General features: G+C 43.9%; 15 protein-coding genes and 1 pseudogene. 5 read left to right on the forward strand and 11 right to left on the reverse strand.

Annotated features, from left to right (window positions below; genetic code table 11):
* Window positions 1-234: 234 nt before the first annotated feature.
* From NYE29_RS00080 to NYE29_RS00100, 5 genes are all read right to left on the reverse strand, one after another.
* Window positions 235-930: an ABC transporter permease gene (locus NYE29_RS00080; RefSeq protein WP_340893704.1), complete on the reverse strand. Its 696-nt coding sequence runs from the start codon at window positions 928-930 to the stop codon at window positions 235-237.
* The gene (locus tag NYE29_RS00085) at window positions 923-1,840 is read right to left on the reverse strand and encodes an ABC transporter ATP-binding protein (RefSeq protein WP_340893706.1); all 918 of its coding nucleotides are present in this window, start codon (window positions 1,838-1,840) and stop codon (window positions 923-925) included. Before NYE29_RS00085 ends, NYE29_RS00080 begins: the two co-directional genes overlap by 8 nt.
* Window positions 1,841-1,983: 143 nt before the next feature.
* Window positions 1,984-2,919, reverse strand: a complete 936-nt coding sequence (locus NYE29_RS00090) for a sensor histidine kinase (protein ID WP_340893707.1) — start codon at window positions 2,917-2,919, stop codon at window positions 1,984-1,986.
* A complete protein-coding gene (locus NYE29_RS00095) occupies window positions 2,916-3,644 on the reverse strand; it encodes a response regulator transcription factor (RefSeq protein WP_076113080.1) in 729 nt (242 codons plus the stop codon). Before NYE29_RS00095 ends, NYE29_RS00090 begins: the two co-directional genes overlap by 4 nt.
* A gap of 106 nt (window positions 3,645-3,750) precedes the next feature.
* Window positions 3,751-4,026: a hypothetical protein gene (locus NYE29_RS00100; protein WP_340893709.1), complete on the reverse strand. Its 276-nt coding sequence runs from the start codon at window positions 4,024-4,026 to the stop codon at window positions 3,751-3,753.
* Window positions 4,027-4,122: 96 nt separating this feature from the next.
* On the opposite strand from NYE29_RS00100, the gene NYE29_RS00105 reads away from it, so the two are divergent.
* Both NYE29_RS00105 and NYE29_RS00110 read left to right on the forward strand, forming a co-directional pair.
* Complete coding sequence (locus NYE29_RS00105; RefSeq protein WP_340893711.1) at window positions 4,123-5,085, forward strand: phosphodiester glycosidase family protein; 963 nt, start codon at window positions 4,123-4,125, stop codon at window positions 5,083-5,085.
* Window positions 5,082-6,095, forward strand: coding sequence for a bifunctional glycosyltransferase family 2/GtrA family protein (locus NYE29_RS00110; protein WP_340893712.1), 1,014 nt, complete (start codon window positions 5,082-5,084; stop codon window positions 6,093-6,095). Before NYE29_RS00105 ends, NYE29_RS00110 begins: the two co-directional genes overlap by 4 nt.
* A 473-nt stretch (window positions 6,096-6,568) precedes the next feature.
* Here the strand turns inward: NYE29_RS00110 and NYE29_RS00115 are convergent, their stop codons facing one another.
* The 5 genes from NYE29_RS00115 to NYE29_RS00135 form a co-directional block, all read right to left on the reverse strand.
* The gene (locus NYE29_RS00115) at window positions 6,569-7,684 is read right to left on the reverse strand and encodes a glycoside hydrolase family 88/105 protein (RefSeq protein WP_340893713.1); all 1,116 of its coding nucleotides are present in this window, start codon (window positions 7,682-7,684) and stop codon (window positions 6,569-6,571) included.
* Between the two features lie 73 nt (window positions 7,685-7,757).
* Window positions 7,758-9,554: a glycoside hydrolase family 2 protein gene (locus NYE29_RS00120; protein WP_340893714.1), complete on the reverse strand. Its 1,797-nt coding sequence runs from the start codon at window positions 9,552-9,554 to the stop codon at window positions 7,758-7,760.
* A gap of 63 nt (window positions 9,555-9,617) precedes the next feature.
* Window positions 9,618-10,457 (reverse strand): carbohydrate ABC transporter permease, encoded by an 840-nt coding sequence (locus tag NYE29_RS00125; RefSeq protein WP_340893715.1) that lies wholly within the window; start codon window positions 10,455-10,457, stop codon window positions 9,618-9,620.
* A gap of 1 nt (window position 10,458) precedes the next feature.
* Window positions 10,459-11,337, reverse strand: coding sequence for a carbohydrate ABC transporter permease (locus tag NYE29_RS00130; protein ID WP_076113073.1), 879 nt, complete (start codon window positions 11,335-11,337; stop codon window positions 10,459-10,461).
* 96 nt (window positions 11,338-11,433) lie between these two features.
* Window positions 11,434-12,750 (reverse strand): ABC transporter substrate-binding protein, encoded by a 1,317-nt coding sequence (locus tag NYE29_RS00135; RefSeq protein ID WP_340893717.1) that lies wholly within the window; start codon window positions 12,748-12,750, stop codon window positions 11,434-11,436.
* A gap of 310 nt (window positions 12,751-13,060) precedes the next feature.
* Here NYE29_RS00135 and NYE29_RS00140 point away from each other — a divergent pair, with 310 nt between their 5' ends.
* From NYE29_RS00140 to NYE29_RS00150, 3 genes and pseudogenes are all read left to right on the forward strand, one after another.
* Entirely contained in the window at window positions 13,061-13,978 is a 918-nt protein-coding gene (locus tag NYE29_RS00140) for an ArsR/SmtB family transcription factor (RefSeq protein WP_340893720.1), read from the forward strand.
* Window positions 13,979-14,442: 464 nt separating this feature from the next.
* A pseudogene (locus tag NYE29_RS00145) lies at window positions 14,443-15,303 on the forward strand (SpoVR family protein); the annotation flags it as partial.
* Between the two features lie 85 nt (window positions 15,304-15,388).
* Window positions 15,389-15,691, forward strand: coding sequence for a hypothetical protein (locus NYE29_RS00150; RefSeq protein WP_340893724.1), 303 nt, complete (start codon window positions 15,389-15,391; stop codon window positions 15,689-15,691).
* Window positions 15,692-15,748: 57 nt separating this feature from the next.
* Here the strand turns inward: NYE29_RS00150 and NYE29_RS00155 are convergent, their stop codons facing one another.
* The gene (locus NYE29_RS00155; protein WP_340893726.1) at window positions 15,749-16,651 is read right to left on the reverse strand and encodes an AbaSI family restriction endonuclease; all 903 of its coding nucleotides are present in this window, start codon (window positions 16,649-16,651) and stop codon (window positions 15,749-15,751) included.
* Window positions 16,652-16,950 lie beyond the last annotated feature (299 nt).

A 16,950-nucleotide genomic window follows, 5' to 3' on the forward strand; every position in this document is an offset into this window, starting at 1 on the left:
ACTGCGGATAAACTGTAGCCATAACTTCAATCTGTACTCCGCTCGAAAATTGCTGAATTAAGAACTATTATAGCAAAAAAACCGCAGTTGGTCGCCATCAAAACATTGATGCCAAACGGTTTTGCAGCAAAAAAGTCCCTCCGGCAGATAAGCAAGAACGGTTGAACCATCCTTAACCTCATCGCAGAGGAACTTAGGAAATGAAAACACTCAAAGCTGTACTTCCGGTTACCTTCAGGCAATATCCTTCTGTTCAATATTCCGGATCGACAGGTAAGCAATGGCTACGCCAAGCAGACTGAGGAAGATGGAGAACCCTACCAGATTACCCGGCTGGAAATTACCAAAATCGGAGGCACTCACGCTGACAAGCAACACTGCAGTAACTATGGTGGCTGGTACGGATTTCTTGCGCATTCCGATATATAAAGGAATTAGTCCAATCCCTGCCGCATATGCCGCATCTGCACCTATCCGGATCATCTCTCCAGGAATCACAGCCAAATCCAGCTGTCCCGGAATCGCATGGGTGAAAGAGTTAAGTCCGATCAGAAGAGCGCTAATCAGAACATCCGTTACAAAAATACTGATCAGTGTAAAGAGGAAAACGATGATAATTTTGGCACCTAAGAGCTTTTTACGGGAGATAGGGTACATAAAGAGCAAAGTAATGGTATTGTTCTTATACTCATCAATAACCAGCTTGCTCAGTACAACCGAAGCAAACACCACAAAGGTCGCCTTGACCAAAACATACAGGCCGGAGAACATCTCTGCATAAGTCTTGAATTCCCCGCTGCCGCTGCCTTCAGAATCAACGTAAGTAAGCAGCAGCATAAAGGCAAAAATTGCGAGGTTGGCGATGGCAACGCCTTTGAGCATGCCTGCCAGTTTGTTTTTACGGATTTCCAGTTGTATCAGCTTAAGCAATGCCCTCACCCCCCATCAGTTCCACAAAATGATCTTCCAGCGAATGATTCTTTTTACTCAGGCTTTCCAGCTCCACACCCGCTTCTACTAGTGCTTTATTCAGTTCAAGCTGCTGTATGGCATCGTAAATGCGGATCGTCCGCGGGTCGAGCACCTTGAAGTTGGTGAGGCCCAGCTTGTGCTCCAGAACATACACCGCTTTGCTACTCTCTCCGGTAATCAGTTCGATGTATTGCGTGTTCAGGCTGCGTATCGTATCCATCGCCACTTCCTCCAGCAGAATTCCGTCACGGATCATGCCGATGGTGTCGGCGACCTGTTCAACTTCACCCAGAATATGGCTGGAGATCAGCAGTGTCATTCCGTACTCACGGCTCAGCATGCGGAACACCTCACGCAGCTCCTTGATGCCCATGGGGTCCAGCCCGTTGATCGGCTCATCCAGAATGAGCAGCTCCGGTTTCGTCATGACTGCCCGGGCAATGCCCAGCCGCTGTTTCATCCCCAGGGAAAACTGCTTGACCGGCTTTTTGTCCACACCCTTCAGCTTCACCAGCTCCAGCGCTTCTTCCATGGCCTTGGCATCGTAGTAACCCATATACTCCCCGTGCAGCTGGAGATTTTCTCTTGCCGTCAGCTTGTCGTAGAATACCGGATATTCAATAATGCAGCCCATACGTTTCAGCATTTCATAGGAACGGTTTGTCATGAACTCGCCAAAAAATTCAATCTCCCCCGCCGTCGGCTTCACCAGATTGGTGATCATTTTCATCACCGTAGTTTTGCCCGCACCGTTAGGTCCCAGGAACCCGTAAATTTCGCCTTGCTTGATATTCATATTCACGCCTTTGACAGCCTCTTTGCCTTGATACTCCTTGGTTAAATCCCAAGTACGCAGTATGGTGGTCATTTCCGTTATCCCCTTTGGCTTCTTCGTTTGTCTTCCTGGTTCTTATTGTACACAGCGGAATTTTCTTTTTTATTACCTGATTCTTACGAAAATCTTAAGCTGCAGCCGTAAGTACAGGTTAAGCCGCCGGACCAGTATAGTTTTTAGAAGGTCAGCCTGCGAAAAGAAAGCGTAAATACCGTTTTGACGTAAGGTTTGCTGCGTAAGGTAATGCTGCCGTTCATCTGCTCCGTCAACCGTTTGGTGATGGTCAACCCAAGGCCGCTCCCCTGATAGTCACGGTTGCGGGAATCCTCCAGCGTGTAGAGCCGTTCGAAGACTTTATCCTGATGCCCTTCGGTGACGCCTTTGCCCCGGTCCCATACGTCTATGCACACCTGGTCTCCGGCGCTGTAGAGGGTGAGTCCAAGCACACCTCCGGCATCCCCGTAATTGATCGCATTAGACAACAGATTGGACAGCACCCGGTCCAGCGCCTCCTCGTTGCCCATCATGTACATCGCCTCATCCGGAATCCCAATCTCCACCTCACTGCCCTTGGCATTCAGGATATCGTAAAAGGAAAGAATGTTCCGCCGGCAGACCTCGCCCAGCTCCACCCGCGACAGCGCGATCTGCTTATCCCCGGACTCCAGCTTGGCCAGATCAAAAAAGCTGTTCATCAGCCGGATCACCTCTTCTGCCTTGGCATGAATCATCCGCAGAATATGCGCCTGCTCCTCTTCCGTTATATTCCCGTCATGGAGAATCGTTTCAATATAGCCGAGCACTACCGTCAGCGGAGTCTTCAGATCATGGGAGATGTTCGCCAGCATGCTGCGCATAGACTTCTCCAGCTTGGCCAGCTCGACCGCTCCCTTGTGATTGACGTCCAGCAGCCGGTTGAGATCAGTTAGCAGGGTTTGCAGATGAGGGTTGCTATTGAACAGAAGCAGCCTTTCGTGCGAGCCCCGGTCAATAATGCTCGTAAGTTTGGTGTGGATATAATCGAGCTGGCGGGAATGCTCCCGCAGACGCAGGTACTGCCAGAGGATCACGAGCAGCAGCAGCAGGATAGCCACACTCAAAAAAGCGATCATTCCAGCACATCCCCCAGCTTATAGCCAATGCCCCATAACGTTTTGATGTATTCCGGCTTTGACGGGTCATCTTCAATTTTTTCACGCAGTCTGCGCATATGTACATTAATGACATTCTCATCCCCGTAATAATCGTCTTCCCAGACGACGCTGTAAATCTGCGCTTTGGTGTACACCCGGCCGGGGCTGCTCACGAACAGCTTAAGAATCTGGAACTCCTTGGCCGTCAGCTTGACCTCTTCCCCGTTCTTCAGCGCCGAGAAATTATCGAGATCGACGGTGAGTCCACGCAGTGCTATCGTGTTGGCGCGCTCCTGAACGGCAGCTGTTTCCTGAACAGGACTTCCAGCAGCGGCATATCCTGCCCGCCGGATCGCCGCCTTCACCCGTGCCGCCAGCTCGATCATCGAGAACGGCTTCGTAATATAATCATCCGCGCCGAAGCCAAGGCCCAGCGCCTTGTCCACATCACTGTCCTTAGCCGACATGATCAGCACAGGCACCAGACTGTCCCGGCGAATCGTCTGCAGCACATCGTTGCCGCTTCGTTTTGGAAGCATCAGATCCAGCAGAACCAGATCATAGGTGCCGCCGCGATGAAAAAGCTTTTCCGCTGCCTCACCATCAAATGCAGTCTCCACCTCATAGCCCTCTTTTACCAAATAAGAAAATACCATTCTACTAATATCTTCATCGTCCTCAACCAGCAGTATACGATGCGTCATGACTGAACCTCCCAGCAGCTCTAATAACCGTCTTGTTGTTAAAGTATAGCAATAGATTCCTTGATACAAAAGCTAAAATCAGCGGTTCCCTCAATCGCATCATCGTTTATTCATAACCGCCTTTAGCCTCCGGCAAGCCTTTATAGCTCTCTCCGGACTCTACAATCTCAATAATGAACTTTGCGAGTGCGGTCATTTCTGTGCCATCCCTGCTATTATCGCATTCACTCCAAATGTAATGCTGTTCCCGGGCGTTGATTGCCGTCCCCAGTTCATAGCTTACATAAGGGGCAGGAGCCATTTTAAGGGACGGACTGGATTCATAGCCTTTACCTTCTTTATCATTGCTGGAAATGGCGGGGTCTCTGTTAAAGTATACCAATTGTCCGGTGCGGTTACTATTTCAGTTTCACTAAAGGTAGCCCCGGTATGATGACCTTAACAACTTACATGATGAGGTGATGGTTCAATGATGAACATGCGAAAAAAACAACCCTGGAGTTTCAAACGCAAACTTCTGATCGTGATGATCGTGGTCCTCCTGAGTCTCGGCACGGTGATCTATAGCCTGGCAGACCGTTACTTGATCGAACATGTCGAAGTCGTCGTAGCCGATGACACAGCCACAGCCGGCGTAAGCACAGCAGCAACCACAGTTGCAGCCGAGGTTAACGCGACTTCCGACGACTGGAGTTATTCCAGCGATGATATCCAGATCCAGATCGACCAGGTACAGACCGGGTCCGGTTCAGACCAGATCACTTATTTTGTCGCCGATGTCGTGCTTAAGGAGGCAAGCAGCCTGCGCTCTGCTTTTGCCGACAGCAGCTTTGGCACAAACATCATAGAGGACACCTCAGAGATTGCCTCCAGCAACAATGCGGTCTTTGCAATCAACGGCGATTACTATGGCTTCCGCGAGGATGGGGTCATTATCCGCAATGGAACGGTGTACCGGGATGATCCGGTGCGGGATGCGATGGCGCTGTTCGATGACGGGACCATGAAGACGTATGACGAGGAAGAGATTTCTTCGTCCGATCTGCTGGCGCAGGGAGCCACCAATACCCTCTCCTTCGGGCCGATTCTGATTCAGGACGGCAACATCGTCAGTGATTTCAGCAGTGTCAAAATCGACAGCAATTTCGGCAACCGTTCCATCCAGAATGCGAATCCCCGGACCGCTATTGGCATGATTGCACCAAACCATTATGTGTTCGTTGTTGTGGACGGGCGCAGTGAAGGCTATAGCCGGGGCATGACCCTTGCCGAGCTTGCTGATGTGATGTCGGATCTCGGAGCCACCGAAGCATACAATCTGGACGGCGGCGGTTCATCCACAATGTATTTCATGGGACGGGTCGTGAATAATCCGCTGGGCAAAAATCAGGAACGCGGCGTCAGCGACATTCTTTATATCAAGGAGGGCGTAACCTCATGACGATCCTTATTCCGGCCTATGAGCCAGATAAACGACTGCTGGAATTAATTGTGCAGCTGCAAGAATATCAGCTTGGACCGATCGTCCTTGTAGATGACGGGAGCGGCCCGGCTTACCGCGGAATCTTCGACATGGCCGAAGCCTTCGGCTGCACCGTCCTGACGCATGAGGCCAACCTGGGAAAAGGACGCGCTCTGAAGACAGGCTTCCGGTATATCCAGGAGAGCGGACTGTCCGGCTATGTAGTTTGCGCGGATAGTGACGGCCAGCATCTGCCTCATGACATTAAGCGGATTGTCGAGGTTCTCCAGAACCAGACCACTCCCGGAATTGTGCTGGGCAGCCGCCGGTTTAGCGGCACCATTCCCCTGCGCAGCCGTTTCGGCAACTCGGTGACACGGGCAGTCTTTTCCCTCACTACAGGCACCAAAATCTATGATACACAAACCGGCCTGCGCGGCTTCTCCTTCCCGATGCTTGACTGGCTCTGCCAGATTCCCGGGGAACGGTTTGAGTATGAAATGAACATGCTGCTGACTGCCCATAGGGAGGGGTATACCCTTACCGAAGAATATATTGATACTGTGTATCTGGAAGATAATAAATCGTCCCATTTCCGGCCTCTGGTGGACTCCTTCCGGATTTATCTGCCGATTCTAATGTTCAGCACTTCATCGCTGCTGTCGGCCCTGCTCGACTTCACGCTGTTGTTCCTGTTCCAGAGTCTCGGCCACAACCTGTTCCTGTCAGTCGCCGCCGCGAGATTGTGCAGCTCCATCTTCAACTATTCCATGAACCGGAAATATGTGTTCACCGGTGGCAAGGCATCCAGGCTCCAGGAGTCGCTGCCCAAATACTTCGCGCTGGTCATTCTCGTGCTGCTGTTCAATTACGGGCTGCTCTATTTCTACAATGAAAAGCTGATCATCCCGCTTGTCGCCGCCAAGCTGCTGACCGAGGTTTCGATCTTCCTGTTCAGCTACTGGGCGCAGCGGAGGTTTGTGTACTGACCTTAAGTGCTACGAAAAGACTCCATTAGGAATTGGCCGTAACTACGTGGAATGTTTGGACTTCCGGCCGCTGTTATGGACCAATTTCCTGATTTCAAACCGCTGATCGCGGTAGAAATTGGTCCATAAAGGCGGACGCGTTCGCTCCTCCAGTTCCAAACTTCCCCTCCGTCACTTTCCCTTTTGGTTGGGTTTCAGATCTAATTCAAAATCAAAATTCAAGTTCAAGCTCAAAGTCTGCGAGTCATATCGTCGGGTGTTCAAATAAGCTCTCAACGAACGAAATTGTACAACTGATCGCCTGCGCGTGTGATCGGGGCGACTAACGGAAGCCAGTATGCGGAGATTATTGAGGTGCGGGTTTACGAGTAACTGGGTAAAGAAGATAAAATAGCCTAATCCTTTGGCGTAAATGCTCAAGGATTAGGCTATTTGTATCCAAGAAGAGATGAATAAATGAGCTTACGCAGGGTTTATTTTAAAGCTTCATACAAGGCAATAAGAGCCAAGGACTGTCCGTATGCCATTGGCATGAGGGTAATGTTCTTGTAATGATCTTTATCCAATCCCATACCGGTTCCGGCCGACACATTCAGTACGGTTCCATCTCCGCTAATATTTTGACATACCGACTGAATGGCCTTGTCTGCCGCAGCCTGATATGAGGAATCCAGAATACCGGCTTTAATGCCTTTTATAATACCTGCGGCAATTGCGGCCGATCCGGATACCTCTTCATAGCTGGCCCGGTCCTGCAGGACTGTATGCCAAAGACCGGAAGCCGCCTGGAGTGAAACCAAGGCATTGACCTGAGCTTTATACGTATCAATCAGAAATTTCCGGATACCCGGGCTAATCGTATCCTGGCAAGTTTCCAGGTAATCGACGATACCATAGGTGAACCAGGAATTGCCGCGGCACCAGAAGATACTGCCGAAATTATCATTGCGTTCGAAACTCCAGCCGTGGAAGAACAGGCCGGTATGTTTGTCAAACAAATACTTGATATGGAGCAGAATCTGGTGTTCAGCTTCATGCTCCCACTCCGGCCGGTTAAACTTGCGCCCGGCCTGGTTCAGAAACAGAACCGCCATAAAGAGCGTATCAATCCATAACTGTCCATTGTGCAAGTGAACTCCATCCCGATTGCCAATGGCAGTGACCGTATGCTGAAAGCCTTCTTCTTTGGTTTTGGGCAACTCATGAACGAGCCAATCCGCATGTTCCCGGCATAGCTGTTTCAGTTGGCTGGAAGGCTCAAGTTGATCCAGGAGCAGAACCAAAGCCAAATAAGGAGCTGTCGTATTAATGTTTTTTGAAGGCAGTCCAACCTCTAGATTACGGGAATACCAATTTTGAAAAAATTCCATATAGCGGTGATCGCTGTAATACTTCTGCAGCTTGTAAAGACCATAGAGACCGACGCCCTGAGGCCAGTCCCATTCTTCAATTCCGAAATCCCGTTGCACAATCCCTAATTTTGTATCGGCCTGAACCACGGTTTTATCCTTTTCATAGTCGCTACCGCCCAGATTCATAAGCTTGTCTACTACCAGTTCAATTTTTTGAAGCAGTATTTCATTTGTCATGGATTCATAAACTCCTTATCATTAAATATGTTCCGAAAGCAAGCTTGTGCATTCTTCCCTATGACTGTATATACTAAACTGTCCGTAGATGCCATTGACTATTAATTTCTTTAATTAACGACATATCGCATTTGGGTGTTCGATCATATGCCAATAGACCGTTAATTTCCTGCTCAACATCTGTTAACTGCGTATAACAATAACCATAAATAATCTTAGAAGCGTATACAGCCTTCATAATTCTTTCATATTCTAGAACAAGATCCTCTGAAGATTGTGCACTGGTATATCCCCAACCATCGTCAGCGCCAGCCTTATAGCTTATACCACCAAATTCAGTTAACAAGATTGGCTCTCCCCGATGTTGGTAACCATCTGCATATACATTGCGAGCTGATGGCTTTGAAGCAAGCATCGTTTCCTTCGTGGAAAGAATTCGCTTAAATTCTTCATACTTATCGGGCTCATCTGCTCTGCCATGCTGATAATTGTGTAGCGCACAAATGTCAGTTTGTGTCATTTCCCATCCATCATTCGATATCACTAATCGGGTATCATCCAATGAATGAATAAGACTATACATGGCTAAGCTGTGATACTGCTGCTTCTTATTCGATTTCACCATCGGAATTCCCCAGCTTTCGTTTAGCGGAACCCATGCAACAATAGATGGATGATTGAAATCACGGTCAATAATTTCAATCCATTCTTTGGTTAACCGGGCTACAGCATCACTATTAAAAGAGGCGTTGGCAGCACATTCTCCCCATACAAGGAACCCTATTCGATCTGCCCAGTATAAAAATCGCGGGTCCTCTACCTTTTGATGCTTACGGCAACCGTTAAACCCTAATTCTTTAGCTAATTCAATATCTTTCCTCAGGTGTTCATCCGTTGGCGCAGTAAGTAATCCTTCCTGCCAATACCCTTGGTCCAATACAAGCTTTTGATAATAAGGTTTGTTATTCAGATAGACCATACCATTCTCTGTATGAACTTTCCGCATGCCGAAATACGATTGTATACAATCCACCTCAACCCCATGATCGTAAAGCTTCATTTCAACATCAAACAAATTAGGAGTTTCCGGAGTCCATGTCCAGCCGGCATGATGAAAGTTTGTTCGAAATATATTCAAACCAAATAGATCTACCATTCTACTTGTTATTGGTTGCAACAATCGTACTTGATCCTGAATAACAGGTACTCCTCGAAAAGAAATACGAATATCCAAATCTAATTCTTCTGATCCATATCCCTCAGATTTAACTTCTATTCCAATGCTCCCTTGATCTAAATCGGGCTCAAACTTCACCTGATGAATATAAACAGGGTTTACCGCCTCCAGCCACACTGTCTGCCAAATCCCTGTCGTGCGGGTATACCAGATGCTAGCTGGCTTCTCTAACCAGAACTGTTTTCCCCGAGGTATAGTTTCATCCTTTGAAAGATCCTCAACATGAACAGTTACCTGTTCCTCCTGTCCGGTTAATGCATGCGTAATATCAAAAGAAAATGGAGTGTGTCCTCCCTCGTGCATGCCGATATAATGACCATTCACATAAACCCAAGCTCTATAATCTACCGCACCAAAATGTAATACAACACGCTTCTTATACCAACCTGGATCAAGTGTAAAATTACGCTTATACCAGACATAGTCATGAAAAGAGGTATCGTGTATTCCACTTGCAGGGGTTTGAAAAGCAAATGGAACTTGAATGGTCTGACTAAAATTTTCACTTGGATCAAACCATCGCTGTGCAGCTCCAACATTCCTGTCATCAAATTCAAATTGCCATACTCCATTTAAGTTAAGCCATGTGTCTCGAACTAACTGTGGACGCGGATACTCCATCCTATGTGACATCTATCTTCATCTCCTATCCTATTCATTCATATCTTGCTGCATTGGTCAGTTCTTTATCTGTTATCATCCTTTAATTCCGCCTGCTGTAGAACCGCCAATAAAGTGCTTTTGAGCAGAGAAATATACAATAATAGAAGGTATTAACCCTATAATTGACATAGCAATATTTTTATTCCAGCTAAAATCAACAGATGTCGTATCCATCGCCATTCGAAGCGCAATTGAAACAGGATACTTCTCGACTGAAGAAATATAAATTAAAGGACCCTGAAACTCAGTAAATGTCCACATGAACTGGAATAAAGCTACTGTAATAAGGGTAGGTTTAAGAATAGGGAGCAATACTTTAATTAAAATATTAAAAGAGTTACACCCATCTATTGTTGCTGCCTCGTCCAGCTCCCCGGGAATCGTTCTTAAAAATTGAACCAACATATATACAAAAAATGTATCACAAGCAAATGCAGAATTGGCAATTAGAGGGATATAAGTGTCCAATAGATCTACATTCTTCCAAAAAATATACATTGGTACTCTAGTAACGATTCCCGGAAGAAAAAGAGTAGCAATCATAACCGGAAATAGCACTTTTTTCATAGGAAAGTTAAATCTTGAAAATCCATATGCAGTCAGAATACAAGAAATCAAAGTTAATAACACTTTTGGAATTACAATCAAAAAAGAGTTTAAAAAGTAGGTTCCAAATGTATACTGGCTAGAAGTCTTCCATCCTTCGATATAAGGTGTGAAATCAAAAGACTTAGGCATAAACCATATTGATTTAAAAATCTCTGTATTACTCTTAAAAGATGCCCCAAATAACCAGAGAATCGGATAAAGCATAATTAAAGTCCCTATTATCAAAAAGAAATATTTGAAATATTTTCTCATTGCTTGCTCCATGTTATTTCCCTCCGTCAGCATAAAACACCCATTTACTTGACGTTTTGAACAGGATGGCCGTGAATATCATAATCATAATAAATAACACCCAGGACAAAGCACCAGAATATCCCATTTCAAAGTTTTTAAATGCACTATCGTATATATACATTGGTAATAGGTAGGTGCTCTTCATTGGACCTCCGCCCGTAACTAAGAATGGCCCCTCAAATTCTTGGAAGGCTTGCACAAGCTGCAAGATTAAATTAAAGAATATAATTGGGGTTAGTTGGGGTATTGTCACTGAAAAAAACTGTCTAAACTTTGAAGCTCCATCAATGGATGCTGCTTCATATAATTCTTGCGGGATTTCCGACAACGCATTCAAAAAAATTACCATTGCAGAACCAAACTGCCAAATACGTAATAAAACAATAGTAAACATTGCTCCACTTGCGCTAGAGAACCACCCGATGCTTTCCAGACCGATCATATTTAACGCCATATTGATTAACCCATCACTTTTAAATAAGAACTGCCATAATACTGCAATAGCTACATTGGCACCTAAAATAGATGGAATATAATAGGCGGTTCTAAAAAATCCAATTCCCTTTAATTTAGCATTCATAATATAGGCAATAAGCAGTGCAAATGTTAATTTAAGAGGCACGGTAAAGAATACAAATTTGATCGTGGCTTTCACCGATATCCAGAAGGTGGGGTCACTTGTAAACATCCGTGAATAATTATCCAGTCCAATAAAAGCAGGCTCATCCAGCAGGGAGTAGTCTGTAAAGCTGTAATACAATGACATGATAAATGGGTAGATTACAAAGAAACAAATCCCTATTAACCATGGTGTTAAATAGAATAAGCCTGTATACCTATTTTTATTCATGGCTATTCGCATTCCTCTCGTGACATTTAACGCCCAAAACTGGAATAAACTTATGCATAAAATTTTGGGCGGTAAATGATTGTTGTGCATTTATGTTTACTTTTTAAAGCTTTGTTCTTGTTCCTTGTAAGCCGCATACAGTTCCTTTGCAGCTTCTTTCGTATCGACCTCACCATAATCCAGCTTAGTGATTACATCCAGTGACACATCATTCAACTTTGCTGTATCCCATTTGAACATAGTAGAAAGCTTGCTATCATTTTTTTCATCGCCTAATTTTGTGATTTCAGCTGTTAGCGGAGTAATCAGATTGTTTTTTTCAAGCACCTCTTTTCCCGCTTTGCTGTCGGGAACACCATTTTCAAGCATTTGAATTTTATTTGCTTCTTCACTATTCATTAAAAAGTTAATTAGCTTCGCAGCACTTTCTTTGTGTTTTGTTTTTTCAGGAATGGAATATACCATGGCAGGCTTCGTCCAGACACCAGTAGATTTTTCATCCTTCATTGAAAGAAAGCCAGCTACCTCTAAATCAAAGCCTTGTTCTTTTAGTTGATTTTGAATGGTATTCGTATTCGATGTAAACTCAAATAAGCTAACCCACTTCCCTTCCATTATTTCTGTTGCTGTCGCACCTTCTATTGACCCTGAGTTATCCACTTCTTTTTTGGATGGCATAATTCTTTTCTCTACCAATTCGCGATAGAAAGATAGCATGTTCTCAAAATCAGATTCTTTATAATTTAAATTTCCATTATCATCAGAAAGCGGAAGTCCAGTTTGCTGTGCGAAAATTGAGAAAAATACGATCGGGGACGCATATTTTGACCCTACCAAATTCGCCATCGGATAATGATCCTCTGGCAACTTATCTCTCATTGCAAAAAGATCATCCCAAGATTGGGGTGCTTCAATTCCATATTTATCAGTCACCGTTTTGTTATATAGTAACGGTCTATAGACAGTTGAAAGGGGGAGCCCTAACAGTTTACCGTCTTTTTCTAAGGGCGCGAGCACATTTTGTGAAAAATTAGAAAGACCCAGTTCTTCACCCAACTCTTTCAAATCTGATAATTGATTTTCATATTGATCAACCCACATGGAATCTAAACGAATAACATCAGGAGCAGTCCCTCCAGACAATTGGGTAGTCATTTTTTCTTGATAACCAGCATATCCGGCGAATTCTGCCTTAACTTTAATATTAGGATTTTCTTCTTCAAATTTACTTATAGCTTCTTGCACAGCTTTATTGCGCGAATCCCCTCCCCACCAACTGATGCGAAGTTCTTCTTTTCCGCCACTTTTTTTTCCACCATTACTAGCTGAATCACTGGTTTTCCCACACCCTGAAAGAAGTGAAACTACTAATAGTCCCGCAACAATAATAGTTAACTTTTTCGTGTGTTTCATAGTAAACCCTCCTCAAAATAACTTATTTTTCTTTGTTTCACTTGTCCAAGCAAGCAAATACTATCATGATGAAAACGCTCTTTCAAGCTTGTCTCAACGTTATTCCTGATTTTCAACTTTGTGGTATACAAAAAAAAATCACCGCTTAACTAGATCATTTATTGTAAACAAAAAAGTTAACAATATGTTATACACTTAACCGGTAAGCTGATACGGAAAGTATTGGCGGGGTACGAGATGTGAGTTATAATGTTCAACAGCCGCTAGAAGCTAGATTTATGAGGTAGTAAATCCGAGTGAGGAGGTACATATGTTCTTAGAACTCGATGAGAATGGTATTTCTGTTTTGAAAGCACTGGCATCTGACACAAGAGCTTCAATTCTCAAATTATTGTTACATACGCCTCTTAATGTCAGTGAGCTCGCCAAAAAACTAAAATTAAGCAAAGCTATCGTTTCACGCCATATCCGGTTACTAGAGGACGCCAAGATAATCAAGCTCCAGGAAAACTTAGAGGTTACCGATAGCAGAAAGAAGAATTTTATTCTTGCTGTTGATCATATTGCCATCAACTTACCAAAAAAACTTCATCTTCCTTTTAATGTAATTACTAATGAAATCAAGCTTGGATACTATTCTAATTTTTCAGTCACCCCTACATGTGGATTAGCTAGCCAAACTAAAGTAATCGGAAAGTTAGATGATCAACGGGCATTCGTATCCAATGACCGGATCGATGCTTCATTACTTTGGTTTGCGGAGGGCTTTGTTGAATATATTATTCCGAATGATTTCAACAAAAATTTCACTGCAGAATTATTAGAGTTATCCTTAGAACTTTCTTCAGAGTTTCCTGAATCCAACAATAATTGGCCAAGTGATATCGCTTTTTATATAAACGATGTTTTTTTAGGCACCTGGACTGCTCCAGGAAATTTTTCAGATGTGCGCGGAAAATTAACACCAACCTGGTGGGATAACAAACTAAGCCAGTACGGCCTTTTAAAACATTTAAGAGTCACCAAGAAAGATACTGGAATAGACGGTCAAAAAATATCATCGGTTTCACTTGCCAATTTAAAGATCGAAGATTCCCCCTTCATCAAGTTGAAGATAAGTATTGATGATAATTCTAAAAACAAAGGTGGACTTACTATTTTCGGGGAGCACTTTGGAAATTATTCGCAGAATATTCTACTTAAAATATTCTACACCGAAGCAGAATAATGAATATTACATTGTGAGTGAGACAAATTAGCAATTAACATACTTGCCCATAATCCTTGTTACGTCAAATACAAGCTGATGGAGTTTCTGACTTCCCTGGTTTTGAGTTTAACGGATACTACTGGGTGTATGCCGAATAGCCTACCCATTAGCGTATATCGCGTATGAGCTAGGCTTTTTCTATATCCTAATTTTCCCCAAATCATATCTGGCCCGATTCTAAGTATAAAAACAACCGGACAAGAATATATCCCGCCGGCTGATTGTATTTGTTGTTATAAACTATATAACGTGTTCATTGGAATTTGTAAATCTTTAAAGACGATGGATTTAATCGATTCCTGCTCCGTAGCTAATTTCTGCTCGGCCGTACAGACAAGTTCAATATCCCACCATCATACTCCCTCCACTCCGCCCATATACATAAGAAGAACGGTTCACAAGCTGGAAGGAGAGATGGATGCATGCCCGGTGATGAGATTAAAGCGCTGGAACGGGCGATTGCCGAGATTACAGAGATTGCTACCGGCTTCGGCCTCGATTTTTACCCGATGCGTTATGAAATATGTCCTGCCGATATTATTTACACGTTCGGTGCTTATGGAATGCCTACCCGATTTGGACATTGGAGCTTCGGAAAAACGTTTCACAAAATGAAATCGCAATACGATTTCGGACTTAGCAAAATCTATGAGCTCGTCATTAACTCCAATCCCTGTTATGCCTTCCTGCTGGACGGAAACTCGCTGATCCAGAACAAGCTGATCGTCGCGCATGTGCTGGCGCATTGCGATTTCTTCAAGAACAACATGCGTTTCTCTATGTCCAACCGGGATATGGTCGAGAGCATGTCAGCCACAGCCGACCGGATTGCCGGCTACTCGGTGACCTACGGAACGGATGCCGTGGAGAGCTTCATCGACTCCGTGCTGGCGATACAGGAGCATATCGACCCCAGCCTGATCCAGCCGCGCAAGCTGGGCAAGACCCATCTGCTGGAAGCCAAGATGAAGGAACGCAAGAATGCCCCAGCCGGTGGTAACGATGCGCCAAGTCCTTACAGCGAGCTATGGAATCTGGATCCGGCTGCAGCAGAGCCACAGGCAGCGGAAACCGCAGGGAAACGGGCCTTCCCGCCTGAGCCGGAGAAGGATATTGTCTGGTTCATCCAGCAGTATTCGACCGTGCTGGAGGACTTGCAGCGCGACATTATGACGATGCTGCGTGACGAAATGCTCTATTTCTGGCCGCAGATGGAGACTAAGATCATGAACGAAGGCTGGGCTTCGTATCTCCAAGGTGCTTACGCAAAAAGGCTCTCCATGAACAATGTTGCATCGTTCTGGAGAGCTTTTTTATGTCCAATAATCTGATACAATAAAAGGACAAACGGAACTGGAGGTGTCAGCCATGCAATGGGAAGAAGTTCGTAAGATTTATCCCGATCAATACGTTAAGCTGCAAATCCTTGCATCACATACCGAAGGTAACACCAAGTTTGTGGATGAAGTCGCACTGATCCGTGCTATTCAGGACCCGCAAGAAGCGACCAAAGAATTGCTACAGTCTAAGGATGGCGTGATTGTGTCGCATACCGCAAACGATGAGTTGAAGGTTGAGATTCGTACTCTTCGTGGGTTGCGGGGATGGTACCCCATGAAAATTGAATACGTAGATGAACTAATGCAAAACGTCCTTAACCTTGAATTATAAAGAGCGAACTTTAAATTACTATCGATTTAATCATTTGGTTTATTTATGCCATGTTCTTCACGTAATGCCCCCTGCCCTAAAGACTTTAGTTTTATCGTCAATACGGCTATATCTTATATAATTTTTGTTATCAGGTGACAAGCCTGAACTTTTGAATATCCCGGCAAATCTGTAACGTTTTATTCCTAAACTATCTCTATAATTTGCAAAAACTGCCCTTTCCTTATTTAACCTGAAGTCATCTTTAATGAGAGCCATTCTTTCGTCTTCAGTTTGATTTTCATGTGACTCATCAATATAAGTCCAATCATCAGATAAAAAATTTAACCATCCTCTTGCAGCGGACTTAGCATCTTCATCAACAATAACAGATAGCTTTGGACACCAAACCCAAAGTGTATCGGACACTCGGAAACCACTTCTTTGAAACCCTATATAACCTTTATCAAAAACATTGTTGGCTATATCTGTTATTTGTTTAAACGACACATTATCATAAATAGATAAGTACTCTTGCTGTTTGATTTGGCTCAGTTCTTCTTCATATGTCAACCACTTTAATTGTATCCTTGACGCTTTGTTTTTAATAATTGAAACGACTTCAATAATTCGTTTATTAATCGCTTCTATTGGCTGCGATGCATCGATTCTTAAGCAGATAAAATCAGTATTTTCATTTTCATTTTCATTAACTGCTGCAATTATGTCATCCATACGTAATTTGTCTGCCTCTTGATTATTTTTGTGATAAGATTCATCCACTTCTATCGCTACCTGGAGTTGTGAAAAGTAGAGATCCATTAGTGCATAACCGCCATCTTTACGCTTTACATATTGTTGACTTACAGGTTTCAACTCCATATTATCAAGCTTATGCCAAATCGCATTGATAATGTAGTTTTCATAATCCTTTCTCTTAGTTCGCGATAAAGTTTTAACTAAATAATCCCGTTTATCCACTTCCATGTACCTCCAGTTTTATTCTTAAATGTGTAAACTTTCGGCTCTGAGCAACTGATTAACTCTTAGTGTAAATTAATACTGAATGAAGATAAACCTTATATGGGTACAGTGATAGAACTCAATAAATTCAATTAAATAAAACATTAGCGGAAACAGACTTAAAGTAAACATTTAGTGGAATTCTGTATTCCATCCTTTAAAAAAGGACTTCAAAGATTCGATGTATTTTATGAAGTTCTTTCTTGTAATAAGAATACATTCGATGCAATCAAGGATATAAAAGTTATGTTGAAAAT

This window comes from Paenibacillus sp. FSL M7-1046, assembly GCF_038007405.1.
Lineage (GTDB): Bacteria > Bacillota > Bacilli > Paenibacillales > Paenibacillaceae > Paenibacillus_AQ.